The organism is Mesorhizobium sp. WSM4823 (assembly GCF_055811195.1).
The window spans coordinates 211,716-236,573 of record NZ_JBVVQL010000001.1; the positions used below are offsets into that span (position 1 = coordinate 211,716).

27 protein-coding genes are annotated in these 24,858 nt (G+C 62.1%); 8 read left to right on the plus strand and 19 right to left on the minus strand.

All coding sequences use genetic code 11. The features are described from left to right. Window positions 1-117 precede the first annotated feature (117 nt). The 4 genes from ychF to AC0L26_RS00985 all read right to left on the minus strand — a co-directional run bounded on the left by ychF (window position 118) and on the right by AC0L26_RS00985 (window position 3,939). A complete protein-coding gene (ychF, locus tag AC0L26_RS00970; protein WP_352933478.1) occupies window positions 118-1,221 on the minus strand; it encodes a redox-regulated ATPase YchF in 1,104 nt (367 codons plus the stop codon). Between the two features lie 96 nt (window positions 1,222-1,317). Next, entirely contained in the window at window positions 1,318-2,043 is a 726-nt protein-coding gene (gene pth, locus AC0L26_RS00975; RefSeq protein WP_473630846.1) for an aminoacyl-tRNA hydrolase, read from the minus strand. Between the two features lie 23 nt (window positions 2,044-2,066). Further along, window positions 2,067-2,708 (minus strand): 50S ribosomal protein L25/general stress protein Ctc, encoded by a 642-nt coding sequence (locus tag AC0L26_RS00980; RefSeq protein ID WP_473630847.1) that lies wholly within the window; start codon window positions 2,706-2,708, stop codon window positions 2,067-2,069. A gap of 364 nt (window positions 2,709-3,072) precedes the next feature. Further along, on the minus strand, window positions 3,073-3,939 hold the full coding sequence (locus AC0L26_RS00985; RefSeq protein ID WP_473630848.1) for a LysR family transcriptional regulator: 867 nt from the start codon (window positions 3,937-3,939) through the stop codon (window positions 3,073-3,075). Window positions 3,940-4,032: 93 nt separating this feature from the next. Between AC0L26_RS00985 and AC0L26_RS00990 the strand changes: the two genes are divergently transcribed. Next, the gene (locus AC0L26_RS00990) at window positions 4,033-5,004 is read left to right on the plus strand and encodes a DMT family transporter (protein ID WP_473631511.1); all 972 of its coding nucleotides are present in this window, start codon (window positions 4,033-4,035) and stop codon (window positions 5,002-5,004) included. Between the two features lie 293 nt (window positions 5,005-5,297). On the opposite strand, the gene AC0L26_RS00995 is transcribed toward AC0L26_RS00990, so the two are convergent. Continuing rightward, a complete protein-coding gene (locus AC0L26_RS00995) occupies window positions 5,298-6,473 on the minus strand; it encodes an FAD-dependent monooxygenase (RefSeq protein ID WP_473630849.1) in 1,176 nt (391 codons plus the stop codon). A 138-nt stretch (window positions 6,474-6,611) separates the two neighbouring features. Continuing rightward, window positions 6,612-7,862, minus strand: a complete 1,251-nt coding sequence (locus AC0L26_RS01000) for an MFS transporter (RefSeq protein WP_473630850.1) — start codon at window positions 7,860-7,862, stop codon at window positions 6,612-6,614. Between the two features lie 129 nt (window positions 7,863-7,991). Between AC0L26_RS01000 and AC0L26_RS01005 the strand changes: the two genes are divergently transcribed. Beyond that, window positions 7,992-8,858, plus strand: a complete 867-nt coding sequence (locus AC0L26_RS01005) for an AraC family transcriptional regulator (RefSeq protein ID WP_473630851.1) — start codon at window positions 7,992-7,994, stop codon at window positions 8,856-8,858. Window positions 8,859-8,922: 64 nt separating this feature from the next. Here the strand turns inward: AC0L26_RS01005 and AC0L26_RS01010 are convergent, their stop codons facing one another. The 6 genes from AC0L26_RS01010 to lgt form a co-directional block, all read right to left on the minus strand. Further along, on the minus strand, window positions 8,923-9,858 hold the full coding sequence (locus AC0L26_RS01010; protein ID WP_337126612.1) for a ribose-phosphate pyrophosphokinase: 936 nt from the start codon (window positions 9,856-9,858) through the stop codon (window positions 8,923-8,925). A gap of 155 nt (window positions 9,859-10,013) precedes the next feature. After that, window positions 10,014-10,613: a hypothetical protein gene (locus tag AC0L26_RS01015; RefSeq protein WP_473630852.1), complete on the minus strand. Its 600-nt coding sequence runs from the start codon at window positions 10,611-10,613 to the stop codon at window positions 10,014-10,016. A 54-nt stretch (window positions 10,614-10,667) separates the two neighbouring features. Continuing rightward, window positions 10,668-11,819, minus strand: coding sequence for a M24 family metallopeptidase (locus AC0L26_RS01020; protein WP_354493233.1), 1,152 nt, complete (start codon window positions 11,817-11,819; stop codon window positions 10,668-10,670). Then, window positions 11,819-12,613 (minus strand): peptidoglycan editing factor PgeF, encoded by a 795-nt coding sequence (gene pgeF / locus AC0L26_RS01025; RefSeq protein ID WP_473630853.1) that lies wholly within the window; start codon window positions 12,611-12,613, stop codon window positions 11,819-11,821. The genes AC0L26_RS01020 and pgeF overlap by 1 nt, the downstream gene beginning before the upstream one ends. Before the next feature lie 135 nt (window positions 12,614-12,748). Further along, window positions 12,749-13,837: a class I SAM-dependent methyltransferase gene (locus AC0L26_RS01030; protein ID WP_473630854.1), complete on the minus strand. Its 1,089-nt coding sequence runs from the start codon at window positions 13,835-13,837 to the stop codon at window positions 12,749-12,751. Beyond that, window positions 13,834-14,688, minus strand: a complete 855-nt coding sequence (gene lgt, locus AC0L26_RS01035; RefSeq protein ID WP_473630855.1) for a prolipoprotein diacylglyceryl transferase — start codon at window positions 14,686-14,688, stop codon at window positions 13,834-13,836. The genes AC0L26_RS01030 and lgt overlap by 4 nt, the downstream gene beginning before the upstream one ends. Window positions 14,689-14,819: 131 nt before the next feature. Here lgt and AC0L26_RS01040 point away from each other — a divergent pair, with 131 nt between their 5' ends. The 3 genes from AC0L26_RS01040 to AC0L26_RS01050 all read left to right on the plus strand — a co-directional run bounded on the left by AC0L26_RS01040 (window position 14,820) and on the right by AC0L26_RS01050 (window position 16,422). Further along, a complete protein-coding gene (locus AC0L26_RS01040; protein WP_473631512.1) occupies window positions 14,820-15,122 on the plus strand; it encodes an accessory factor UbiK family protein in 303 nt (100 codons plus the stop codon). 421 nt (window positions 15,123-15,543) lie between these two features. Then, window positions 15,544-16,044, plus strand: a complete 501-nt coding sequence (locus AC0L26_RS01045; protein ID WP_352933531.1) for a type III secretion system chaperone family protein — start codon at window positions 15,544-15,546, stop codon at window positions 16,042-16,044. Between the two features lie 18 nt (window positions 16,045-16,062). Further along, on the plus strand, window positions 16,063-16,422 hold the full coding sequence (locus tag AC0L26_RS01050) for a tRNA-binding protein (RefSeq protein WP_352933533.1): 360 nt from the start codon (window positions 16,063-16,065) through the stop codon (window positions 16,420-16,422). Window positions 16,423-16,610: 188 nt separating this feature from the next. Here the strand turns inward: AC0L26_RS01050 and AC0L26_RS01055 are convergent, their stop codons facing one another. The 4 genes from AC0L26_RS01055 to AC0L26_RS01070 all read right to left on the minus strand — a co-directional run bounded on the left by AC0L26_RS01055 (window position 16,611) and on the right by AC0L26_RS01070 (window position 20,573). Beyond that, window positions 16,611-17,696 carry a glycosyltransferase family 4 protein gene (locus AC0L26_RS01055; protein ID WP_473630856.1) on the minus strand — a complete coding sequence of 362 codons (1,086 nt, stop codon included), beginning with the start codon at window positions 17,694-17,696 and terminating at the stop codon, window positions 16,611-16,613. A 172-nt stretch (window positions 17,697-17,868) separates the two neighbouring features. Then, window positions 17,869-19,281, minus strand: a complete 1,413-nt coding sequence (locus AC0L26_RS01060) for an ATP-binding protein (protein ID WP_352933538.1) — start codon at window positions 19,279-19,281, stop codon at window positions 17,869-17,871. Window positions 19,282-19,333: 52 nt separating this feature from the next. After that, window positions 19,334-20,053 (minus strand): response regulator transcription factor, encoded by a 720-nt coding sequence (locus AC0L26_RS01065; protein ID WP_352933541.1) that lies wholly within the window; start codon window positions 20,051-20,053, stop codon window positions 19,334-19,336. After that, a complete protein-coding gene (locus tag AC0L26_RS01070; RefSeq protein ID WP_352933543.1) occupies window positions 20,040-20,573 on the minus strand; it encodes a MarR family winged helix-turn-helix transcriptional regulator in 534 nt (177 codons plus the stop codon). Before AC0L26_RS01070 ends, AC0L26_RS01065 begins: the two co-directional genes overlap by 14 nt. A gap of 258 nt (window positions 20,574-20,831) precedes the next feature. Between AC0L26_RS01070 and AC0L26_RS01075 the strand changes: the two genes are divergently transcribed. From AC0L26_RS01075 to AC0L26_RS01085, 3 genes are all read left to right on the plus strand, one after another. Continuing rightward, the gene (locus tag AC0L26_RS01075) at window positions 20,832-21,725 is read left to right on the plus strand and encodes a branched-chain amino acid aminotransferase (protein ID WP_473630857.1); all 894 of its coding nucleotides are present in this window, start codon (window positions 20,832-20,834) and stop codon (window positions 21,723-21,725) included. Between the two features lie 145 nt (window positions 21,726-21,870). Next, window positions 21,871-22,188, plus strand: coding sequence for a hypothetical protein (locus tag AC0L26_RS01080; RefSeq protein ID WP_352933549.1), 318 nt, complete (start codon window positions 21,871-21,873; stop codon window positions 22,186-22,188). A 141-nt stretch (window positions 22,189-22,329) separates the two neighbouring features. After that, on the plus strand, window positions 22,330-22,971 hold the full coding sequence (locus tag AC0L26_RS01085) for an MBL fold metallo-hydrolase (protein WP_473630858.1): 642 nt from the start codon (window positions 22,330-22,332) through the stop codon (window positions 22,969-22,971). A gap of 212 nt (window positions 22,972-23,183) precedes the next feature. On the opposite strand, the gene AC0L26_RS01090 is transcribed toward AC0L26_RS01085, so the two are convergent. The 3 genes from AC0L26_RS01090 to AC0L26_RS01100 form a co-directional block, all read right to left on the minus strand. Further along, a complete protein-coding gene (locus tag AC0L26_RS01090) occupies window positions 23,184-23,606 on the minus strand; it encodes a BA14K family protein (RefSeq protein WP_473630859.1) in 423 nt (140 codons plus the stop codon). Window positions 23,607-23,825: 219 nt separating this feature from the next. Next, window positions 23,826-24,038 (minus strand): cold-shock protein, encoded by a 213-nt coding sequence (locus AC0L26_RS01095; RefSeq protein WP_006202521.1) that lies wholly within the window; start codon window positions 24,036-24,038, stop codon window positions 23,826-23,828. A gap of 253 nt (window positions 24,039-24,291) precedes the next feature. After that, window positions 24,292-24,504, minus strand: a complete 213-nt coding sequence (locus AC0L26_RS01100) for a cold-shock protein (RefSeq protein WP_023799871.1) — start codon at window positions 24,502-24,504, stop codon at window positions 24,292-24,294. Window positions 24,505-24,858: the final 354 nt, after the last annotated feature.

Consider the following 24,858-nt stretch of genomic DNA (forward strand, 5'->3'; position numbering starts at 1 on the left):
ACGCCCCTTAGACCGGGCATTGCAGGCAGTCAAGCGCGCGAAAAGGCTTATGTGGCCGCGCACGAGGCTGTGATCGCGTCGGCGGCCATGATGGCTCCCGGCGCGTCGTCGGTCACATCACGTGTTGAACTTGAACAGCATGATATCGCCGTCCTGGACGACATATTCCTTGCCTTCGTCGCGCGCTTTGCCGGCTTCCTTGGCCGCCACTTCGCCACCCAGCGTAACGAAGTCGTTATAGGCGATGGTCTGGGCGCGGATGAAGCCACGCTCGAAATCGGTGTGGATGACGCCAGCCGCCTGCGGCGCCTTGGCGCCCTTGTGCACGGTCCAAGCGCGCGTCTCCTTCGGCCCGACGGTGAAATAGGTGATGAGCTGCAAAAGCTCGTAGCCGGCGCGGATCACCTTGTTCAGGCCCGGTTCCTCGAGACCCAGCGTGGCGAGGAACTCCATTTCCTCTTCATCGCTGAGCTGCGCGACCTCGGCTTCGATCGCCGCGGAAATCACCACGGTGCGGGCGCCTTGCGCGGCAGCCATCCGGTCGACCGCTTCGGTGTGCGCATTGCCGGTGGCAGCGTCGGCCTCGGCGACATTGCAGACATAGAGCACGGGGTGCGACGTCAGCAGGTTCAGCCCCTGCAAAATGCGCAGATCCTCGGGCGCGATGCCGTTGAGCAGGATGCGGGCGGGCTTGCCGGCCTGCAGGAGTTCGAGGGCGGCTTCCATCATCGGAAGCACGGCCAGCGCCTCCTTGTCCTTGCCGGAAGCGCGCTTGCGGAACTGCGCTATGCGGCGTTCGAGGCTATCGAGGTCGGCGAGCATCAGCTCGGTCTCGACGGTCTCGGCGTCGGCGACGGGGTCGATGCGGCCCTCGACATGGGTGATGTCGTCATCCTCGAAGCAGCGCAGCACATGGACGATGGCGTCGACCTCGCGGATGTTGGCCAGGAACTGGTTGCCCAGCCCTTCGCCCTTCGAGGCGCCGCGGACCAGGCCGGCGATATCGACGAAGGAGATGCGGGTCGGGATGATCTCCTTCGACTTGCCGATCGCCGCGATCTTCTGCAGGCGCGGATCGGGGACCGCCACCTCGCCGGTGTTCGGTTCGATGGTGCAGAACGGGTAGTTGGCGGCCTGCGCCGCCGCCGTCCTGGTCAGCGCGTTGAAAAGCGTCGACTTGCCGACGTTGGGCAAGCCAACGATGCCGCATTTGAAACCCATTTTTGTCCGGTCCTATCGGGAAATCGAAATTTGATGAGGGCTATGGGCGAAAGCGGTGACGAACGTCAAGCCCTTCGGCTCCGTTCAGGCCGAAGCTCAATCCTTGCCGCCAAACAGCTTCTTCAGCATGGCGGCCATCGGGCCGGTTTCAGGCGGTTTGACCGCCGGCTGCTGCGGCCGCGCCTGGCGGACGTGACTCTGCTGTTTTGCACCCTGTTGCTTTTGCCCGGACTTTTCCGGTTCGGGCGCGGCCTTGCCCCGAACGGCAACGCTGACCTTGTTCATGAAGCCGGATTCATCACCTCTGACGATCATTTCGGCATGATCACCGATGGCGTCGAGCAGCGGTTCCAGCCATTCGCGGTCGGCCTTGGCGAAATCGCCAAGCACATGATGCTGGACGAATTCCTTGACGCCGGGATGGCCGACGCCGATGCGCACGCGGCGGTAAGCGTTGCCGATATGGCCGTCGATCGAGCGGATGCCGTTGTGACCGCCGGCGCCGCCGCCGGTCTTCACGCGGACCTTGCCGTCGGCGAGGTCGATCTCGTCATAGAAGACGGTGAGCGCCGAGGGGGCGAGCTTGTAGAAGCGCAGCGCTTCGCCGATCGACTGGCCGGAATTGTTCATGAAGGTCTGCGGCTTGATCAGGATGATTTTTTCGCCGCCAAGCGTGCCTTCGGCGATCAGGCCCTGGAATTTCTTCGACCAGGGCGAAAAGGAATGGCGGCGGGCGATTGCGTCCGCCGCCATGAAGCCGACATTGTGCCGGTGGTTGGCGTATTTCGCGCCCGGATTGCCGAGGCCTGCAAACAGCAGCATCGTCACCTCCGGGCGGAAAGGGATTACTTCTCTTCGGCGGCAGGGGCCGCTTCGGTTTCAGCCGCTTCGACCGTCTCTTCCGTCTCCGGCTTCATCGCCGCGGAGCCGGCAATGGTGGCGACGGTGAAGTCGCGGTCGGAAATCACCGGCTTGACGCCGGCCGGCAGCTTGACCGCCGAGATGTGGATCGAATCGCCGATATCGGTGCCGGTGAGATCGACGGTGATGAATTCCGGGATCGCATTGGCCGGGCAGTGGAACTCGACCTCGTGACGCACGATGTTGAGCACGCCGCCGCGCTTGATGCCGGGCGACTTGTCCTCGTTGATGAAGTGGACCGGCACGTCGACATTGACTTCGGTGTCCTTGCCGATGCGCAGGAAGTCGACATGGACCGGGAAATCCTTGACCGGGTCGAGCTGGTAGTCCTTTGGCAGGACCTGGATCTTCTTGCCGTCGACATCGATCGTGGCGATCGTGGTCAGGAACCCGCCGCCATGGATCTTGTAGTAGATGTCCTTGTAGGTCAGCGCAATCGCCAGGGGAGGCTGTTTGTCGCCGTAAATTACTGCAGGCACTTTACCGTTGCGGCGAACTGCACGGGCGGACCCCTTACCGACCTGTTCGCGCGCTTCGGCCTTGAGCTCGTAAGAAGCTTGGCTCATGGCATTTCCTTTCGCGTTGTTCTGGAGCGTTCGCGGCCGGCGAGATGCCTGGGCCGTAAACGTCGAAAGCCGTCATGGTCTTACATGATCTGGTCCAAAATCTTTTTTGGGATCACGCAGGCCGGACAGCCTTCCGCCGCGTTGCCTCCAAGGGTGTCTACGCGGGTGGCGGCTCTATAGCGGAAGGCGGGGCGGGGTGCAAGCCAAAGGCAGGCAGGACTGTATCTCACCTGAATTCGGCGGTGCGCGGGCCCAGGCTCTTCGTTCATGGGAACGATGAAGCGCCTGACATAGGTTCCAGAAGACGCCCGTTGGGCTAGACCATCACGATCTTTACATTGCACGCAACGAGACCAAAAGCTTGCTATGAACCCAAGGCCATCGAGCGGAGGCGATGCGCAAGGTGATCGATGACCAGTGTGGCGCCGGCAGGAGACGTTTCGGACCGATGAAGACGGATCTCGGCTCCTGGCAGCGGCGGCAGATGTCGGCCTGGATGGATGCTGCGTAGGCCAGGCGCAAGCATGCTGCCTTTGACGACGGTTATCGCCAGGCCTTGCTCAACGATGGCCTCTACAGCTGACAGGCTCGGGCTGACATAGGCCAATCGCCACGGCAGACCTGCCTTGTTGAGCGCCTCGACAGCCCAGGAGCGAAATAGGCAATCGGGATTCGATAAGGCAATGGGCAGAGGATTGAGCTCTTCGACAGCATGGTCGGCCGCCGCTGCCCAAACAGCCCGTTCGCGGCATATCAGATCACCCTTGGTTGCACCTTCCATATGCATGGCTATGACCGCATCGAACGATGAACCGAGCCTTTTCAGGAGCCGGGCGGTGAGGCCTATCTCCATTTCGACCTGTACCAGCGGAAATCGCCGAGCAATGTCGGCGAGGAGGCGCGGCAGAACCTTGGTGCCATAGTCTTCCATGACCCCGATGCGAATGCGCCCAGCCACTCTCTGATTGGAAACACGTGCGATCGCTTGCTCATTGAGGGCAAGAATGCGGTGTGCATCGATCAGAAAGCCATCCCCAGCGGCGGTGAGTTCGACGCGAGCAGTCGAGCGGCGGAACAATGCGACGGCAAGGCGCTCCTCAAGACGTCTCACCTGCAGGCTTACAGCGGCCTGCGTTCGGTTGAGCTGCTCGGCTGCCCGCGTGAACGAGAGGTGCTCGGCAACGGCAACAAAAGCCCGCAGGAGTTCTGGATCGAGACTCGGGGTGCTCATAGCGAAACCTTATCAAGCTTATTGAGCTTATTCGATTCCTTTAAGCGCGCCTGCCCATTATCGCTGGTTTCAAGCCCGCGAGGTCATGCAACGATGGAAATTCTCGGAGTGCTAGCAGCGGTTCTCTCCAGCGCCCTTGGCGGCACTGCGGTCGGTGCGACACGGTATCTCACAGACACGCTCGATCCTCTCACCATCGGGGCCGTTCGATTCGGTGGTGGCTTTCTTGTCTTGGTCGCCGTGGCGCTTTGGCGACGAGACAGGTGGCCGGCGAAAGGCGACTGGCTGGGCGCCGCCGCTATGGGTCTGCTGTTCTTCGGCCTGTTTCCCGTGCTCTTCAATGGGGCCCTTATCTATACGACGGCGGCGCGCGGAGCCTTGGCGCTATCGACACTGCCTTTGCTCACCATGGTTGCAGGGGCAGTTCTACGGGTCGAGCCGCCGACGATGCGCAAGATCGTCGGCGTCTTGATCGCGATGGCAGGAGTGGTGGCTGCACTCGGCATGAGCCTGACGACCGCTCCCCCAGGCGCATGGCGCGGAGACCTCCTCATGGTTGCGGCGGCGTTCTGCATGGCGCTCTACAATGTCTGGTCCCGACCGTTTCTATCCCGCTCCGGGCCAATCTCGTTTACGGCGTTTGGCATGGGCATCGGTGCAGTCTGCCTATCGATCTCCGCGGCGTTGAATGGAGGCTTGGCGCAACTTGCGGCGCTCGGCGCACTGCAATGGATTGCGAGCGGATATCTGGCCGTAGTTTGCGGGGCTTTCATCTTCTTCCTCTGGGCGTTCGCGCTTGGACGCGCAGCGCCGACACTGGTCGCCGTCTCCGTTGCCGTAAACCCAGTGACAGCGTCAATTTTCGGCGCCGTGTTGTTGGGCGAACCGGTGAGCGCGAACCTGATCATCGGGCTCATGGCAGTGCTGGTTGGAATAGGAGTCGCATCGGGGAGAGGGGCTGAGTGGCGTGGCCTTGTGACCCGACGACCAGCACCCGCCATAGCTGTGACCGGAGCAACGCTGACCGAAGCGAACGGCACCAAGAACAAACCTTCATCAACCTGAGACTCAAACACGATCACCACCCCTTTGGCCGCGCCACCTGCGCGCATAGCGGCTGGATTGGTTCTTGACCTGATTGGTGATCTGCAGATCCGGCGGGTCATTTACACTGTGCCCGTTCCTTCAGTCGAGGATATCCATTCAAGAGCGGCTGCTGCAATCAGTGCCTTTAGAAAGCTTTTGCAGCGTGATGGCAGAAATCGATCTGTACCTGCTCTCATGTGTAGGGCGAGCGGGAAGAGGTTGTTCTCCACGAGCGGGAAAAGGTTGTTCTCCAAGGGCGCGCAGGCCCGGAGCTACGCGGCGGCCCTGACCGGCTCGAAGTCTATGTCGAGAACCGAATCCAGCTGCCGGTCGATGAAGCGTTCGGGGATGCTCTTCACCAGCAAGTTGCGGAGGGGAACGACAAGCGGGTTCCGCCATTGCGCAACCTTGGCGTAAAGACGCGATTCGGATGCGATGCTATGCGCCCTGCCGAGGCGGCGCTTGTTATACTTGCGGATTGCCTGCTCGACTGGATGGCGTCCGAACGAAGCCGCAAGCACCGCTGCATCTTCAATGGCGAGTCCCGCTCCCTGTCCCAGATCTGGGGTAACGGCATGGGCGGCATCGCCGAGCAGCGCTACCTTGCCGCGGGTAAACGCAGGCATTGGATCGAGATCGAGAATGTCCGTCCAGAGCATCGAGCCGGCAGGGGTTCGATCGAAGATCTCCGGAACCGGATCGTGGAAACCGGAAAACATTGCGCGCACCTGGGCAAGATCGGCCTGCGCCAGTTTGGGGTCGTCAACGCGGTCGGCGCCACTGCAGGCAAACCAGTAGACTCTCTCGCCGGGAATCGCGGCCAAGCCGATGCGTTTCCCGGCCCCCCAACTCTCGGTCAGACGGGTCGGGTCCATCCCTTGCGGAAGACCGGACGCGATTGCGCGCCAGCAGACATAACGCGCGAAGTGCTCCCTCGATTGCGGAAACAGCGCCTTGCGAACCGCGGAGTGGATGCCATCGCAAGCGAGTACCAGATCGCTCTCTATGCTCTCCTCATTCGCGAAGCAAAGGACAATGCGATCGCCTACGTCACGTGCATCGACGCATTCCATATCGGTGTGAATTATCGAGCGGGGCAATTGCGAAAGAAGCGCCCCGTGAAGGTCGCCTCGGTGCAGCACCGCCATGCTGAGATGGCCGTATCGTTGGCTAAAGCGCTGAAAATCTGTCGATTGAAGAACCTGGCCTTTGTCGTCAAGAAGGTCGAGCCGGTGTATCGCCTGGGCATTCGCCACAACCGCATCGTAGAGTCCAAGCGTACGCAGCGCCCTAAGCGCGTTGGCGCTCAGGCTGAGACCTGCGCCCAAAGGCTTCAATTCGCTCGCCTGCTCGAAAATCTCGACCTCCCAGCCAAGGAGCCGAAGCCCCTTGGCAACCGAAAGTCCCGCGATCCCGGCGCCAACGATGACTGCCCGCATGACCTCCATCCGAGGGAATTCTGCATAGCGCTGCGATGGCGCTTGCAATACCGGCCTCGTTCTCAACGAGCGCCTGCAGTGCGAGTTCCCATCGAGTTGCCATTTCGCGCCGCCTGACGGTGGAAAAGCCGAAATCCAACTGAAGCCTCACCCGATCGTGATCCCGTCCTCGAGCTTTCTCGCCTCCTTCATGTTCGGCAAGAACACCGTCAGCAAACCGAGCAGCGGCAGGTAGGAGCAGACCTGAAAGACGAAGTCGATGCCTTTCATATCGGCGACGACGCCGAGCACGGCTGCGGCGATGCCGCCCATGCCGAAGGCGAAGCCGAAGAAGATGCCGGCAATCATGCCGACCCGGCCGGGCACCAGCTCCTGGGCAAACACGACGATATTGGAAAAGGCCGACGACAGGATCAGGCCGATCAGCACGGTCAGGATCATCGTCCACTCGAAATTGGCGTAGGGCAGGGCCAGCGTGAAGGGCAGCACACCGACGATCGAGAACCAGATCATAGTCTTCTGTCCGTAGCGGTCGCCGAACGGACCGCCGAGCAGGATGCCCAGCGCCGAGGCGCCGAGGAACAGGAACAGCATGACCTGCGACATCTGCACCGAAACGCCGAATTTATCGATGGCGTAGAACGTGTAGTAGCTGGCCAGGCTGGCGACGTAGGCATTCTTGGTCAGCACCAGCAAGGTTAGCACCGCCAGCGCGCCCATCACCTTGTGGCGCGGAAAGGGCGAGACAAAGGCTGCCGTCTTGCGGTTGGCGAGCGAGGCGCGAAGGCGGCTGTACCAGCCACCGACCCGCCACAGCACGACGATGCCGGTCAGCGAGCCGACGGCAAACCACGCTATGCTGGTCTGGCCGAAGGGCACGACGATGAAGGCAGCCAGCAACGGCCCGATGGCCTGGCCGAGATTGCCGCCGACCTGGAAAAGCGACTGCGCCAGGCCGAACCTGCCGCCCGAGGCGAAGCGGGCGATGCGCGAGGATTCCGGGTGGAAGATCGCCGAACCGAGGCCGATCAACGACGCGCCGATCAGCAGCAGCGAATAATGTCCGGCATAGGCCAGCACGATCAGGCCGATCAGCGAGGCCGCCATTCCGTATGGCAGCGAATAGGGCATCGGCCGCTTGTCGGTGACCATGCCGATCAGCGGTTGCAGCAATGACGCCGTCACCTGGAAGGTGAAGGTCAAAAGCCCGATCTGCCAGAAATCGAGGCCGTAGTTGTCCTTCAGCAGCGGATAGATGGCCGACAGCAGCGACTGCATGATGTCGTTGACACAGTGGCAGAAGCTTACCGCAAGAATGACGGTGAAGGCCGTCGCTTGCGCCGAAGCGTGGCTGGCCGGCGCAGGCGTGGCGACGGTGGTGGCTGTGGTGTCAGTCAAGGCATGCTCCGTGGTCTTCTTGGCGGGCGCTCCCGCAGGGCGGCCTTACGGCCGGCCGCCTTATAGGACACTTGCCGGGCGACTTCTTTCGTGGTTTGGTCCAATAGTTTCGCGAGTGGGCCATACCCAATGCCGCACGGCAAGGAAATCTTCAAAGCGGCCAACACCGATCTCGGCCAGTTTACCGATCTAGGGCTGTTGCATGAGCGCCGCTGGCAGTGGCTGGAACAGGTTGCCGGGCCAGCGGTTGCCCTGCCGACCGAATATCCCGACGGTTACCATGTGCCGCAGCACCGCCATAGCCGCAGCCAGTTGCTGCATGCGCTTGTTGGCGTCGTGCTGGTGACGACGCGGCACGGGCGCTGGATGGTGCCTCCCGATCATGCCATGTGGATTCCCGCCGGTACCGAGCATTCTGTCGAGATGCTCGGCGATGTCAGCATGCGTTCGGTCTATGTGATGCCGGAGGCGATCCCGGGACTGCCAGAAGGGCTGCGGGTGGTCGGCGTTACCGACCTCATGCACAGTCTGATCGTGGAATCCGAAAAGCTGCCGCAAGGCGGCGAGTTGGAAGGGCGCGGCGGGCTGATCATGAATCTGCTTCTGTATGAAATCCCGACTCTGCCGGAACGGCCGCTCGGCTTGCCGTTCCCGTCCGATCCCAGGCTCGCGGCGCTATGTCGGCGCTTCGTCGCGGCGCCCTCGCCGCATGCGACCATCGACGAATGGGCCGACATCGTCGGCATGAGCCGCCGCTCCTTCACGCGCGCCTTTCATCGTCAGACCGGATTGTCGCTGTCGACATGGCGCCAGCAGGCCTGCCTGTTCGCGGCACTGCCCAGGCTGGCCGATGGCGAGCCGATCACCAGGGTGGCGCTCGATCTCGGCTATGACAGCGTACCGGCTTTCACCACCATGTTCAGGCGCATGCTGGGAACCTCGCCGCGCGGCTATATGCGTGGGTCAAGAGACAACATCAGGGTGTCGAAGGGGTAACGCATGACCCCGAACCTTCGGTTGGAAAGGATCCGCTGGGCGCGCGGCTGTGGCGCGGCGGATTTCAGTCGAACAGGCTCGACACCGATTCCTCGGTCGCCGTGCGCGAGATCGCCTCACCCATAAGGTCGGCGATGGAGATGACGCGGATGTTGCTGGCGTCGAGCACCGCCTGGGTCGGCTGGATCGAATCGGTGATCACCAGTTCCTGCAGCTTCGAGGCGCCGATGCGGGCGATAGCGCCGCCGGACAAAACGCCATGTGTGGTGTAGGCGGTGACGCTGGTGGCGCCGGCGGCGAGCAGCGCATCGGCCGCATTGCACAATGTACCACCCGAATCGATGATGTCGTCGATCAGCAGGCAATCCTTGCCGCGCACATCGCCGATGACGTTCATGACTTCCGATTCACCGGGACGTTCGCGACGCTTGTCGACGATGGCAAGCTGGGCGTCGATGCGCTTGGCGAGCGCACGGGCGCGGACCACGCCACCGACATCCGGCGACACGACCATGACATTGGCAAGCTGCTTGTATTTCGCCTTCACGTCGCGGGCCATGACCGGCACTGAAAACAGATTGTCGGTCGGGATGTCGAAAAAGCCCTGGATCTGGCCAGCGTGGAGATCCAGCGTCAGCACGCGATCGACGCCCGCCCGCGTGATCATGTTGGCGACCAGCTTGGCCGAGATCGGCGTGCGGCCCGAGGCGCGGCGGTCTTGCCTGGCGTAGCCGAAATAGGGAATGACCGCCGTGATGCGCTTGGCCGACGAGCGCATGAAGGCATCGATCATGATGAGCAGTTCCATCAGATGATCGTTGGTCGGGAACGAGGTGGACTGCAGGACGAAGACATCCTCGCCGCGCACATTCTCCTGAATCTCGACGAAGATTTCCTGATCGGCGAAGCGCCTGACGCTGGCTTTGCCCAGCGGGATATTGAGATAGCGGGCGACCGCTTCGGCTAGCACCCTGTTGGAATTGCCCGCGAAAAGCTTCATGCACCGTTCCTGGTGAAGGATTGAGAGACTCCGACAGACTCTCTTGAGCCTCTTAGTCGGGCTTTTAGCGGCCCGTGCCGGTATTGCAAGCGTCGTGATCGGGAATCCGCCGGCTAATCTCAATAAACGTTTGCGATGAGCAAGCCGGCAACATGTCAGCCCGCTTGGCTGCCAAGCCAGGTGGCAAACTGGTCGATCGTCTGGTCGGCGATCGCCTGCATGGTCTCTGGCGCGACCGCAGCCCAGCCGTCGCCACCATTGACCGACGGCGCCTTCTGCTGGCCATTGATGCGATGCAGCCGGTTGCCCGCCGGATCGTAGACGTCCCAGACATAGATGACGGTCGTGTCCTTGCCTTCCGACATCGTCGAGAAATAGCCTTTAAGCACGTGCGTCGGGGTCTGGCCGGCGCTGCCGGCGAGGGTGATGCCGCGCTGCTTGGCTCGCGTCTGAAGCTCCGCGGTCAACGGTGTGGCTGCTTCCACCGAGGCGCCGACGATCGGCGCCACCTGCAGGCGGGTTCGTGCGATAACGGCGGCGCTCTTTGCGGGCACGGTCGTGGTTGCCGATTGCGCCGGGGCGGAAGGTTGTGCCGTCGCGGAAGGCTGCGGTGCTGCAGCCGTGCCGGCTGCGGGCACGGCCTGTGTCGACTGCGGGGCGATGGCCGAGGGTTCGAGAACGTCCTTTGCATTGGTGCAGGCGGCCAGCGCCAGCGCCGCGAGCAATGACACGGTCGTCATATGCGATCGCCTCATTTGCCTCAAAACTCCCTGGCGATGAACGCCCTTTGAATCCTTATCATTATGGATTCACTGCACGATCAAGTCGAGATCATGGCGGGACAGCGGCTTCGGCTGCGATTCGGTCGTCAGGTAGGTGCGGCCAAGCGTCATCGCGGTCTCGGTTTCGGAGTCCATGATGATCATGTGGGCGAACAGCGTCATGTTTGGCGCGATGGGTTCGGGGTTGCCCTGATAAAACATCGGCATGTCCATCCATGACGGGGTGAAGCGGGCGCCGAGCGAGTAGCCGCAGGCATTGAGCCGGTGCTTGGTCAAATTGTGCGATTCGAGCGTGCGGGCATGCGCATCGAATACGTCGCCAAAGGTGTTTCCGGGGGTCATCGCCTTTTCGACGGCCAGAAGTGCGGCGCGCGCAGCCTCGAACAGTTCCTGGTGACGTTTCGACACTTTGCCGGTCAGCACAGTGCGCATCATCGCCGCATGATAGTGGTGGAAGACGCCGGCCCATTCGAGCGTCAACTGGTCGTTCTTGGTCAGCTTGCGGCGACCGGCCTTGTAACGGCAAAGCAGCGCATCCGCGCCCGAGCCGATGATGAATTCGTTGGCCGGATAGTCGCCGCCGCCGGCAAAGATCGCACCCTGCATGGCAGCCAGGATCAAGGCTTCATCGCCGCCCTGCTTGATCAGCGGCAAGGCCGCGTCCAGCGCGTCGTCGGCGAGATTTGCGGCCTTCTCCGCCTTGGCGATCTCGGCCGGGCTCTTGAACAGGCGCAGCCGGCTGACGATGCCGGAAGCGTCGGCGATTTGGCCAAAGGTCTGCAATTGCTCATCCAGGCGCCGGCCATTGTAGGCGGTCAAGCCGTGGGTATCGTATTCGACGCCGATGCGGGCGCCGAGCAGGTCGAGATCGTTGAGCAGATTGCGCAGGTCGATCGCCGGATTGGCGCCGTCGCGATCGGTCCACAGCACGATGTTGTCGATGATCGAGGTGTGCCGCGCCTGGCGCAGGTCGGCCGAGCGGGTGAGCAGGATCATCGAGCCGTCTGCCTTCACCACCAGGCACTGGAAGAAGCAGAAGCCGAACGTATCGTAGCCGGTCAGCCAGTACATGCTCTCCTGCGCAAACAGCAGGACGGCATCGAGCTTCTTTTCGGCGATCTCGATCATCAGCCGATCGCGCCGCGCGTCAAATTCCGACCGTTCGAAATGCAGCGCCATTATTCAGTCTCCAAAACGATTGCCGAAATCTGCCGCCCGTAATCCGGCTCGTTGCGATGCGTGGTGCGCCGGTAGGAATAGAACAGATCCTCCTCGGCATAGGTGCAGCGGCCGAGCCCGTCGGCGGTCACGCCGGCCCGGGTCAACCGATCGACGGTATAGCGGTTGAGGTCGAACATTGCATGTCCCGACTTCGCGGAGGGCGCGAAATAGCTGATATTGTTGGCGTCAGCCTCGACGAAGCGGGTGACGAATTCCGGCCCGACCTCGTAGTTTTCGGGGCCGATGGAAGGACCGAGAACCGCGACGATGCGCTCGCGCCGGGCGCCGAGGCCTACCATCGCCGCAATGGTGTTTTCCAGCACGCCTGCCAGCGCGCCCTTCCAGCCGGCATGGGCCGCGCCGATGACACGCGCCTCGGCATCGGCGAACAGCACCGGTCCGCAATCGGCGGTCGAGGCGCCGACGGCGATGCCCGGCCGGTCGGTGACGATGGCGTCGGCCCTCGGCCGCTCGCCGGCAAAAGGCTCCTTGGCGATGACGACGTCGGGCGAATGGATCTGGTGGGCGGTCAAGAGGTGGCTTGAAGGCACACCCATCCAGTCGGCGACGCGGCGGCGATTCTCGGCCACCTGCGTCTGGTCGTCGCTCGAGCCGGTGCCGATGTTGAGCCCCTGATAGATACCGCTGGAGACGCCGCCGACGCGGGTGAAATAGCCGTGGCGAATGCCTTGTGCCCGCACTCTTTCCAGCAAGGGCGACCGAACGGGATCCGGTTTCGTCTGATTCAGCATGGCGGCGTTGTTGTCCGTGTGGGCGATTTCGTCAAGCTACAGTCCAAAAGATGGGCGACAGTCCAAGATGGGCTACAGTCCAAAAGATAGGCGACGGTTGGAAGTCGGGAGAGTGGGAGAGGCGACGGCGAAAAGTCAATCCGCCGTTGCAAAGGGCGGAACGGCGATGCCGGCAGGCAGGATGGCAAGCACCTTGAACAGGTCGCCCATGGCTTGGGGGCCGGCGAGGCGTTCGACCTCGCTCGCGAACTTTTCGCGAGCCGCCTGATCGGCTTTGGCGCCGAGCTGGCCGGCGCGTTCGAGAAGGCCCATTTCCACCAGGAATTCGCCTTGCGTGGAGAGATGGGCATCGAGGCCGTGCGCTCGCACAACGGCAGCAAGGGCAGCAAAATCGACATGGGCGGTGAGATCGGCTTCGCCCGGATTGGCCAGCACATCTTCGTGATCGTGCTTGCGCAATGCCTGCAACGTGTCGCCGATCCCTGGCCGGAAATAGCCATAGTCGAGGAATAGCCCGACGCCGCCACGACTGGATATGCGCTCAGTGATGGTCGCCATCAGTGCGGCTCGGGCCGGCGCGACCTCGACAATCGCGCCCTGTGGCGCGTTTTCGGCCTCGTTCGGCAACAGCATCGGATCGACCGAGCCGGCGCCGGCGAAGAAGTGCAATTCATCCGCGCCGTCGAGGCCGATCATCCGTTCGCGCCAGCCTGTTCCGGCGCGGACGAACTGGCGGATGGGCACGGCGTCGAACAATTCGTTGCCGACGATGAAAAGCGGAGTTTGCGGCAGCGTGTCGATGCTTTCGTGCCAGCCGATCGTAGCCGGCGCTGCGGCAAGCGTTTGCTTTTGGACATCTATCAGCCGCGGGCTGGTCTCGATCATGGCGAAGGACGCGGCGGCGGTCAGCGCCGGATCGAGCCGCGAAAGCGTGCGCAGCATGTCCTTCATCAGCGTGCCGCGGCCGGGGCCGATCTCGGCGACGGTGACCGGCAGCGGCCTGCCGGTCGCCAGCCAGACTTCGTAGAGCCAGACTGCGACTAGCTCGCCGAACATCTGGCTGATCTCCGGCGCGGTGACGAAGTCGCCGGCGGCTCCGAACGGCTCGCGCGTCGTATAGTAACCTTCCTCAGGATCGAACAGGCAAAGCGCCATGTACTGGCTGACGGGTATCGGCCCCGCCGCACTGATCAGCTCGGCGATGCGGGTTTTCAGCCGAGTCATACCGGCTGCGGTTGCGTTACCGGCTTTGCCGTCGCCATTGCCCAGACGCCGGCAAGCACCATTGGCAGCGACAGCACCATGCCCATGGTCAGCCAGCCGGTGCCGAGGAGGTAGCCAAGCTGCTGATCGGGCTCGCGGAAGAATTCGACAAAGATGCGCGAGAGACCGTAGCCGGCGATGAAGGCGCCGCCGACGAAGCGCGGCGTCTTCAGCTTGAGCCTGGAATGGGTGAGAAAGCGCAGGACCAGGAACAGCACCAGGCCTTCGAGCAGCGCTTCGTAGACTTGGCTCGGATGACGCGCAAATGGCCCGCCATTGGGGAATTCGACCGCCCACGGCACGTCGGTCGGCCTGCCCCACAATTCGGAATTGATGAAATTCGCCATGCGAACGAGGCCAAGGCCGACCGGCACGCCAGCCGCCACCACGTCGAACAGCGACCATGTGCGGATGCCGCGAGACCAGGAAAAGAGCGTCATGGCGAGGATGACGCCGAGCAGGCCGCCATGGAACGACATGCCGCCCTGCCAGACGGCGAGGATATCGAGCGGATGGGCGATATAGCGCTGCAGGTCGTAAAACAGCACGTAGCCGGTGCGCCCGCCAAGCACCACGCCGATGGCCGCCCAGACGATGAAGTCGTCGAGATCCTCGGGCTTCATCGGCACCGTGCCGTCGGGCCAGAGCCTTTTGTTGGTGACGAGCCGCTTGGCATACCACCAGGCGAAGAGAATGCCGACGATGTAGCCGACGCCATACCAATGCACCGCCAGCGGCCCAATCTGGACGATGACCGGGTCGATGTTGGGGAAGGGCAGGGCCGCCAGCGGCAGCATCAGATACTCGTTCAACAAGATCTCCCGGTTGCGATCACGTTCGGGCGCGGACCATGCGGCAGGGTTTTGGCGGGGTCAAGGCGATGTGGATGCTTGCATTCCGCGTCGCGCGCCACTACGTCAAATCGACCAAGCGAGGATTTGCCATGTCGACCGGACCGAACCGCATTCTCGATGAATTCGCCAAGCTGATGACCGACGCCGCGGGTGCTGCGCAAGGGGTGCGTCGCGAAGTGGAAACCGCCTTCAAAGGGCAGGCCGAGCGCCTTCTCAATTCAATGGACCTGGTGCAGCGCGAAGAATTCGAGGCCGCCCGCGATATGGCGGCGAAGGCCAGGGAAGAAAACACCCGTCTCGCTGCGCGCCTGGAAGCACTTGAGGCAAAGCTCGCCGAATTGACCGGGCAGACCGCGCCTGCAGCTGCGGCAAAGCCCAGATCAAAAAAATAATCGTTAAACTTTTCCACAAAGCACAATCGCAAAAAGCGCTTTGTCGTGAATCCCTTAACGGCATTGCGTGAATCTTTGTGACAGCGGCTTTCCACATGCGAATGACGCAGTGCGAAAAATTGGGCTGGTCACGCGACTCCCGATCAATAGACTGAATTTGTTGCATGATTCGGAGCAGGGTCATGCCGCCGGGCGGTGGGGTCCGGTCTGGGGTCTTTGCGTTGACGAAGTCCCGGCCGTCCGAGTTCTAGACAAGATTGTTCGCTGTGTGTGCCCCGCGGAGCGTGAGGCGCTCCACTAGAGCGACGTGCGTCCACTTGGACGCACAAAGTACGCTCTAGAACTTTGAACGTTCGCATCGTGCTTTCCGAAAATCGAACCGATTTTCGGGCCGATGCGAAGGAACGACAGGAAGCATTCCATGGAACTTCTCGAACTCGAACTCTCGCGCGAAATCCACCCGGTGGATGTCATCGAGCAGGTGGCCCACAACAACGACTGGTCTTTCGAGCGAGCCGGCGACGACGAGATTTCGATTTCGGTTGCCGGAAGCTGGACCGACTACCACGTCTCATTTTCCTGGATGGAGGATTTCGAGGCGCTGCATCTGGCTTGCGCTTTCGACATCAAGGTGCCGGAGGCGCGCGCGCTCGAGGTGATGCGGCTGCTTTCGTTGATCAACGAGCAGATGCTGTTCGGCCATTTCGACCTCTGGGAACAGGAAGGCGCGATCATGTTCCGCCAGTCGCTGCTGCTCGCCGGTGGAGTCGAGCCGTCGAGCCAGCAGGTCGAGGTGCTGCTGTCGTCGGCGCTGGAAGCCTGCGAATGCTATTTCCAGGCATTCCAGTTCGTCGTCTGGTCGGGAACCTCGGCCAAGGATGCGCTGGCCGGCGTCCTGTTCGAGACCTATGGAAACGCCTGAGCCAGGTCCTGATCCTAAATGAGTTCGAGCAGCCAGCGCAAGCCCGAGATCAGCTTCGCCGATTTCGACCGTGTCGATATCCGTGCCGGCACGATCGTCGAGGCCGAGCCATTCCCCGAGGCGCGCAAACCGGCATTCAAGCTGAAGATCGATTTCGGCGCCGACATCGGGGTGAAGAAATCGTCGGCGCAGATCACCAAATATTATACGCCGGAGACGCTGATCGGCCGGCAGGTGTTCGCGGTGGTCAATTTTCCGCCCCGGCAGATCGGACCATTCATGTCGGAAGTGCTGACGCTTGGCTTTCCCGACGAGGAGGGTGCCGTCGTTCTCGGCGCAATCGAACGCAAGGTGCCCGACGGCGGCCGACTGTTTTAGTTTCGTCATCCACGGGCGGAGCGGGAGCGAAGCGGACGCGTAGACCCGAGGATCCATGCCGTAGCAGTGGTCGATGAATAGGACGGTCCAGAATCGCGTTGTTCTTTCCTCGGCCGCTCCTGTGGAGCAAGTGCGGCTCGTCGCCGCCTCAACCCAACAAGTTCTTCACCGAAGGGGCCGCTCGCAGGTCACGGAATGGATCCGCGGGTCTGCGCGTCGGCTTTGCCGCCGCTTCGCCCGTGGATGACGAAAGGTGGTGTCAGTTTGCGCGCCGTTCCCAGCGCCTCTTCGACCGTCTCCAGGAACATCTCCGCGCAGGCTTTCCAGCTATAGCGCATTGCCCGTTGGCGCGCCTCGGCGCGATTGACGTGGAGCGCGGCGAGCGCTGCCTCACGCAAATCGTTCGACACCGCTCCGCCAACGCCGTCGCCGACAATGTCGATTGGCCCGGTCACCGGATAGGCTGCGACCGGCGTGCCGCTGGCCAGCGCCTCGATGATGACATTGCCGAACGTGTCGGTGCGGCTTGGGAAAACGAAGACATCGGCCGAGGCGTAGATTTCGGCCAGTTCGTCGTTCGGACGGTGGCCAAGGAAATGGGCATCGGGGTATCTGGCCTTGAGCCTGGCCAACTCCGGCCCCTCGCCGACGATCACCTTGCTGCCGGGCAGGTCGAGGTCGAGGAAGGCGGCCAGGTTCTTTTCGATCGCGACGCGGCCGACGCAGAGGAAGATCGGTCCCTTGAGCCCCAGATCTTTCCTCTTGTCCGGCCGGAAATGGTCGGTGTCGACGCCGCGCGTCCATGGTCTCAGCTTGGTGAAGCCGCGCGCCGACAGATCGTCCGCCAGCGACTGGGTGGCGACCAGCGTGCCCTGTCCGGAATTGTGGAAATCGCGAAGCCAGCGATAGGCCCAGGCTTCCGGTATCGGCAGCCGCGCGCTTAGATATTCCGGAAAGCGCGTGTGATAGCTTGTCGTGAACGGCCGGCCCGCCTTGCGGCAATAGCGCCGCGCCATGATGCCGAGCGGGCCTTCGGTGACGATATGGATATGATCGGCGTTGCGCGCTTCGATCAGGCGCGCGACCCGGCCCGGCGTCGTCAGTGCCAGGCGGATGTCCGGGTAGGTCGGCAGGGGCAAGGTGCGAAAGATGTTCGGGGTCAGGAAGCCCGTCTCGACGTCGAAGGATTTCAGGGTTTCCGAAAGCCGTTCCAGTGTGTGGACGACGCCGTTGACTTGCGGGCGCCAGGCATCGGTGACCATCAGGATGCGCATGGCAGCCCTTTACTTGAAAGGTCGTCGGTTTCCTTGATGCGAGGCCGCAAGGCCGAATCAATCAAGTTCGCGCGCTTCATGCGCGCTCTTCAACATGGTTTCATGACGGGCCGATGAAGGCGCAAGCCGGCGGCCGTACTTTGTGCGTCCAATTGGACGCTTGTCGCTCTAATCAGGCCGGAACCTTGATGACGGCGCGCAGGCCACCGAGCGGGCTCTTGTCCAGCATGATGTCGCCGCCGTGGCTGCGGGCGATGTCGCGGGCGATGGCAAGGCCGAGGCCGGTGCCGCTGGCGTCGAGGTTGCGGGCCTCGTCGAGCCGCACGAAAGGCTTGAACACGTCCTCGCGCTTTTCGGGCGGAATGCCCGGACCGTCGTCGTCGATGGTGACGAGCAGCGAGCCGCGACTATGGTTGGCGTTGATCTCAACTGTCTTGGCGTAACGGAAGGCATTGCCGACGATATTGGACAACAGCCTGGCAAAGGCGTGGGGCCGCACATGCACATTTGGATCGCCGGTGAGCGCGGTCGACAGTTTGCGCTTGCGCAGCGTGGCCTCCTCGCCGAGCTTGTCGAAATAGGTTTCTAGATTGAAACGGCCGGCGTCTTCCGTCGCTTCGCCGCGGGCAAAAGCAAGATAGCCCTCCAGCATCGACTGCATGTCGTCGATGTCCTGGCCGAGCGCCTCGGTGTCGGCCTTGGTCCCGGTCAGCGCCAGCTGCAGCTTGAAGCGGGTGAGGATGGTTCTCAAATCGTGACTGACGCCGGTCAGCATGGCGGTGCGCTGTTCGAGCTGGCGTTCGATGCGTTCGCGCATCTGGATAAAGGCAAAGCCGGCGCGGCGGACCTCCTCAGCGCCGCGCGGACGGAAATCACGCGGCATCGGCCGGCCCTTGCCGAAACTCTCGGCGGCCTCGGCCAACGTCAGGATCGGCCGGATCTGGTTGCGCAGGAAGGGAATGGCGATCATCAGCAGCACCAGCGAGGTGCCGACCATCCAGATCAGGAAAATGTGGGTGTTCGATGCATAGGCCTGGCTGCGGCGCACGAAGGCGCGCAGCACCTTGCCCTCGAGCTGGACGCGGACCTCGATGATGTTGGAATTGCCGACCGTATCGATCCAGAACGGACGATTGATCTGATGGGTGATCTCGGACGAGAGAATTTCGTCGAGGATCGAGAAGAACGGCTTTGGACCGGGCGCCGGCAGCGGATCGGGCGGAAGCAAGTCGATCTTCAGCTGCATGCGATCCTGCGCGATGCGGATGATGTTGGCGTAGTCGGCGTCGTTCGGATAGGTTTCCACCAGGTCGACGATGGCGGCAATGTCGCGGACCGTGGCCTGCGACAGGCGCTGCGTCACGGTCTGCCAATGACGTTCCATGAAGACAAAGGCGAGCACCGATTGCAGCAGGATCATCGGTGCGATGACGATGATCAGCGAGCGGGCGTAGAGCCGCTTCGGCATGTAAAGCGAAACGAGGCGCCAGAACCGTTTCCAGGCGAGCGGCACCGCCTTCAGCGCCCGCTTGGCGCGAGCGCTCAAGCCGCTATCTTCCGGCCGTTCCAGTTGCGTGGTCGCCATTCGCCCTTTTTGCTCATCTGCAGCCACTCAACAAGGGGCTGCGGACAGGAGTCTATTCCACGCTGAGCCGATACCCAATACCACGCACGGTCTGCAGCCAGACCGGATTGGACGGATCGCGTTCGATCTTGCGGCGCAGCCTGTTGATCTGGACGTCGATGGTGCGCTCGCCGACTTCGGACTCGTCGCCGACGAGCTCATGGCGCGGTATCGTCTCGCCGGCTCGCGCCGCGAAGATCGCCAGGATCTCCTGCTCGCGGTCCGTCAGCTTCAGCGCCTCGCCGCCGCGCTTGAGCTCCCGCCTGGCGATCTGGAACGTGTAGGGGCCGAAGACCAGCTGCTCGACCTTGGGCGTCGTTGCCGGACCGCCGCGGCGCAGAATGTTGTTGATGCGCAGGATCAATTCGCGGGGATCGAAAGGCTTCGGCAGATAGTCGTCGGCGCCGGCCTCGAGCCCGGTGATCCGGCTGTCGGTCTCTGAAAGCGCGGTTAGCATCAGGATCGGCACGTTCTTGCTTGCCCGCAGCGCTTTGGCGAGCTCGACGCCGGTCTCGCCCGGCATCATGATATCTAGCACGAGCAGATCGAAATCGAGGCCGGCGAGCTTGCGCCGCGCTTCGCCGGAATTTCCGGCAACGGTGACGCGAAAGCCGTTTTCCGTCAGATATTGTTTGAGAAGATTGCGGATGCGAGTGTCGTCATCGATCACCAGCAGATGCGGTGCATCATCATCCGGTGCTGCCGGTTGATCAACCCTTTCAGTGGTCTCCATGGCTTTTCCCTGACATTTTTGCGGGCACAATGTCGATCTGCGCCCTTAGTTCCGGATTGACCATCGCTTCCAGGAAGCGTTCGATCAAGGCACGTTCGGTAGCTCCGGAATCTTCCAATGCAGCATGGATGCGGCGCGACTGTGGCCGCGCCAGCGCCAGCGCCAGCGCGCGGCCTTTGGCCGTTGGATAGAGTTCGCGCTGGCGGCGATCGCGCGGACCCTGCAACTGGACGACGTGGCCGGTGTCGATCAACTGCTTGAGCACGCGCGCCAGGCTCTGCTTGGTGATCTTCAGCACGTCGAGGAGTTCAGCGACCGTCAGGCCCGGCCGGCGATTGACGAAATGCAGAACCCGGTGATGGGCGCGGCCGAAGCCATAATCGGCCAGGATCTGGTCCGGGTCGGAGGTAAAATCGCGATAGGCGAAGAAAAACAGTTCGATGATGGCGAAGTCGATGCCGTCCTCGTCGGTGATCGCCGTCCTGATCGGTTTTGCGGTTGGGTGGCTGCGATCCGTCATCTTCTCTCCGCGGTGAAAGGGAAATTACGTCAGCACTATTGACGTATTTTCCTCCCGATGGTAATTTTTGACAAGCTTTTCGGCGGATTGCGAACGAAAAGGCAAGGGAAGGCCGTTTTTCCGGAACTTCCTGAGTTTGCCAGATCTTATATATCCGCCTACGCTTTGAAGACACTCTAGGCTTTGAAGAAACGGGCCGCCCGGTGCGGCTGAAACGAAAAACAATGATATGCGGGCGGCCGCCCGCGGGAGGTTAACATGGCATCCGTTCCCTTCGACCAAATGGATGGCTTTATCTGGATCAACGGTGAGTTCGTCAAATGGGCTGACGCCAAGGTCCACGTGCTGACCCATGGCCTGCACTACGCCAGCGCGGTGTTCGAGGGCGAGCGCGCCTATGGCGGCGAGATTTTCAAACTGACCGACCACAGTGAGCGCCTGCACGAATCGGCACGCTTGCTCGGCTTCAAGATCCCCTATTCGGTTGCCGAGATCGACGACGCCTGCCGCACGCTGTTGAAGAAGCAGGGGTTCCAGGATGCCTATGTCCGGCCAATCGCCTGGCGCGGCAGCGAACAGATGGGCGTTTCGGCGCAAAACAGCCGGATCAACTGCGCCATCTCCATCTGGCAGTGGCCGAGCTATTTCGATCCGGCGCAGAAGCTGAAGGGCATCCGTCTCGATCTGGCCGAATGGCGCCGTCCCGATCCGCGCACCGCGCCGTCGAAATCGAAGGCCGCCGGCCTCTACATGATCTGCACCATGTCCAAGCACGCCGCCGAAGCCAAGGGCTATGCCGACGCCATGATGCTCGACTGGCGCGGCCAGGTTGCGGAGGCGACCGGCGCCAACATTTTCTTCGTCAGGGACGGCAAGATCCACACCCCGACCCCAGACTGTTTTCTCGATGGCATCACCCGCCGTACGGTGATCGGTCTTGCCAAGGACCGCGGCTTCGAGGTGATCGAGCGCGCCATCATGCCCGAAGAGCTCGAAGGCTTCCAGCAGTGCTTCCTCACCGGGACGGCTGCCGAGGTGACGCCCGTTTCTGAGATCGGTCCATACCGATTCGAGGTGGGTGAAATCGCCAAGACTCTGATGAACGACTATTCTGCGGCCGTTCAACCCAAGCATGCGATCGCTGCAGAATAACGAAAGTCACAGCTTTTTTAACTAGTAAGGGCGGTTTTCGGGCCGCCCCTTTTATTTAAGCACTTCTGCATTTGACTTTCGTCCAATTCGGCGTCTCATGATGCTGTCGGCCCGGGAGGCTGGCAGCTATGGAGGGACTGGTAATATGGACATGAACACGCTTCTTCCGATCATTATTCAGGTGATTACGGGTATCATCGGTGGTCAGGCAGTTGGCGCGGCGATCAAGACGGCGGCAATGGGTCAGCTTCCCAAGATCCTTGGCGGCGCCGTTGGCGGCGTCGGCGGCGCGGCCATCCTCGGTAGCCTGCTCGGCGGTGGCACGGTTGATCCGGCAGCGGCGGCAGCGGCAACGGGCGGATTGGGCAGTGCGCTCAATCTGCAAAACATCATCGGCGGTGCCGGCGGTGGCGCGATTCTGACCGGCATCATCGGCGCGGTCATGAATGCGATGAAGAAATAAGCCTGGCGTTTTCGGGCTTTCGCATGGGCGGCTTCGGCCGCCCATTTCTTTTGTGTCGGTGCCAGTGGTGGACGCCGTTTGCATGTGTCTCTACATCAGGAGCGACACAGTATCAGGGGGCGACATGGGGAAAGGACGATCATGGGTCAGCTCAATGCCGGTATCGTGCCGGTTACGGCCTTCCAGCAAAACTGCACCATCCTTTTCGACATGGACGACAGACAAGGCGTCGTCGTCGATCCGGGCGGCGACATCGACAAGGTGCTGGCGGTGCTGAAGGACAATGCGATCAATGCCGGCGCGATCTGGATCACGCATGGCCATATCGATCACGCCGGCGGCGCCATGGACCTGAAGGCGGCGCTCGGCATCGAGATCATCGGCCCGCACGAGGCCGACCGTCCGCTGCTTGCCAATCTCGAGAACCAGGCGAAACTCTACGGCATCACCGATCCGGTGCGCAATTGCGTGCCCGACCGCTTTCTCAACGAAGGCGATACCGTCTCATTCGGCCAGCACGCGTTCGAGGTCTTTCATTGCCCCGGCCACGCGCCCGGCCATGTCGTCTACTACAATCGCGCTGCGAAGTTCGCCCATGTTGGCGACGTGCTGTTCCGTGGATCTGTCGGGCGCACCGACCTGCCGGGCGGCGACCACGCCGCGCTGATCGCGTCGATCAAGGACAAGCTTCTGCCGCTCGGCGACGACGTCGGCTTCATCTGCGGCCATGGTCCCGGCGGTCGCTTTGGCGAGGAGCGCCGGGGCAATCCGTTCCTGATCTAAAGCGCGCTGCGTCGGTGCCTGGTGAAGCGCGCATCGGGCTATTGTCTTACACATGCGACAACAAAAAGCGCTGGCCACACGGATAACGCTTTTGGGGCAGGGGAGCCTTAAAGCGCTGCGCTTTACGGCTTTGTCTCTGTGCAGGTTGTTATCCCAAAACCGCTATGCACCCCCGGGGTCAGGCCCGTGGACCTGCTTTTGGGCGACATGCATTAGTTGGCGGTGCAGAAATGCTGTTCGCCGTCATAGCCGGTGAACGTGCCGGTGCGGGCATTGAACGAGCGATAACGGTCCGAACAATACTCATACCAGCCACGGGTCCATGGCTCGGCGTAACCTTCATTGTAGGCGACCTGCGGTTGCGCGTAGTAGCGGCGCACCGGGGCGGGCCGCGGATAACGATCATAATCGTTATAGCCGGGGTCGTAGTAGCTGGGCTGCGGATTGTTGAGCGCACCAACGATCAGGGCGCCGGCCGCCAGGCCAAGGACACCTGCCGCGATCGCATCACCATTGCCATTGCCGCGATGGTGGTGCCGGTGGCGCCACTCACCGGCGCTCGCCGCTGGCGAGGTCGCAAGCGTGGTCGCGACAATCGCGGCGGACAGAATGGTGGTCTTGAAAATTCGGTTCATGTCGGTCTCCTTCGTGCCGGCCCGTGTAATTTGGGGATGCGGTCCGGCTTTATCGAAGGCTAATAGGCGACCGTGGCTGAACGGGGGCTGAACGAACTTGGCGGGCTGGGACCGGTCGGGCACTCATCGATCAGGCATGGCGCGAGCCACAACTATTGCACGCTCAACAACGAGCGGACCTGCCTTGGGAAATCCGTCCGGTGCTGTCTCGATCCCGGCTCAGCCGATCGACAGATTGACGGCTTTCGGACCCTTGCCGCGCTTGTCCGGCTCGGTGTCGAATGTTACCTTCTGCCCATCCTCAAGACCGGGAAGACCCGACGCCTGCACGGCCGAAATATGGACGAAGACATCCTTCGCGCCATCATCCGGCGTGATGAAGCCGAAGCCTTTGGCATGATTGAAGAATTTGACGGTGCCGGTCTGCGGCATGGGAAGCTCCTTTGATCCCATCAAGTCCAGTCTCGGGCCGGCAAATGCCCGAGTGGAAATTTGTCGTTTATTTTAGCGTCATCGGCAAGAGAAAGTTTTGCAAGCGTCGGATTGCCCCCTCCGGCACGAAAAAAGGCGCGACGAAAAGCGCCGCGCCTTCGAAAACTCGGATCCGGCGCTGAAAGCCGGCATAAGGCCTGTGGAGACCTCAGGCACAGTCCGCGCGCGTCCGAGCGGACGTGCGCGCGACGGTTCAGTCGGCGCGGAGATTGACGGCTTTCGGCCCCTTGCCCATCCGGTCAGGCTCGACGTCGAAGGTGACCTTCTGGCCATCGACGAGCGTGCGCAGGCCCGAAGCCTCGATCGCAGAGATGTGGACGAACACGTCCTTGGCGCCGTCATCTGGCGTGATGAAGCCGAAGCCTTTGGTTGCGTTGAAGAACTTAACGGTGCCGGTCTGGGCCATTGGGGAAACTCCTTCACCCGTGTCAGTCTTGTGGTTTGCCCGCCGCCTGGAGCCGTGGGCAAGTCCCGGTGGTTGCTTCGGCAGTCATGCATTGGCGCATGGTCAAAACCCCCCGCCGAAAAACGGGGCCGTCAGAGATTCACAGTATCGGGGAAAGGTCGTCCAAAACGTTCCGCTCTCCGGGTCGCAAATGCCCGAACACAAAATTTATCGCACGGAAACGTGATGGTTGCAAGGTAGCGTCCCGGCTGCCGCCCGATGGGCGCGTTCCGGCGCATGGCATCGATAGACCCGGCTCTTCGCTCGGTCATCGGCCAGAGCCCGGCCTCGTATGGCCCAGCGGGTTGGGAGCTT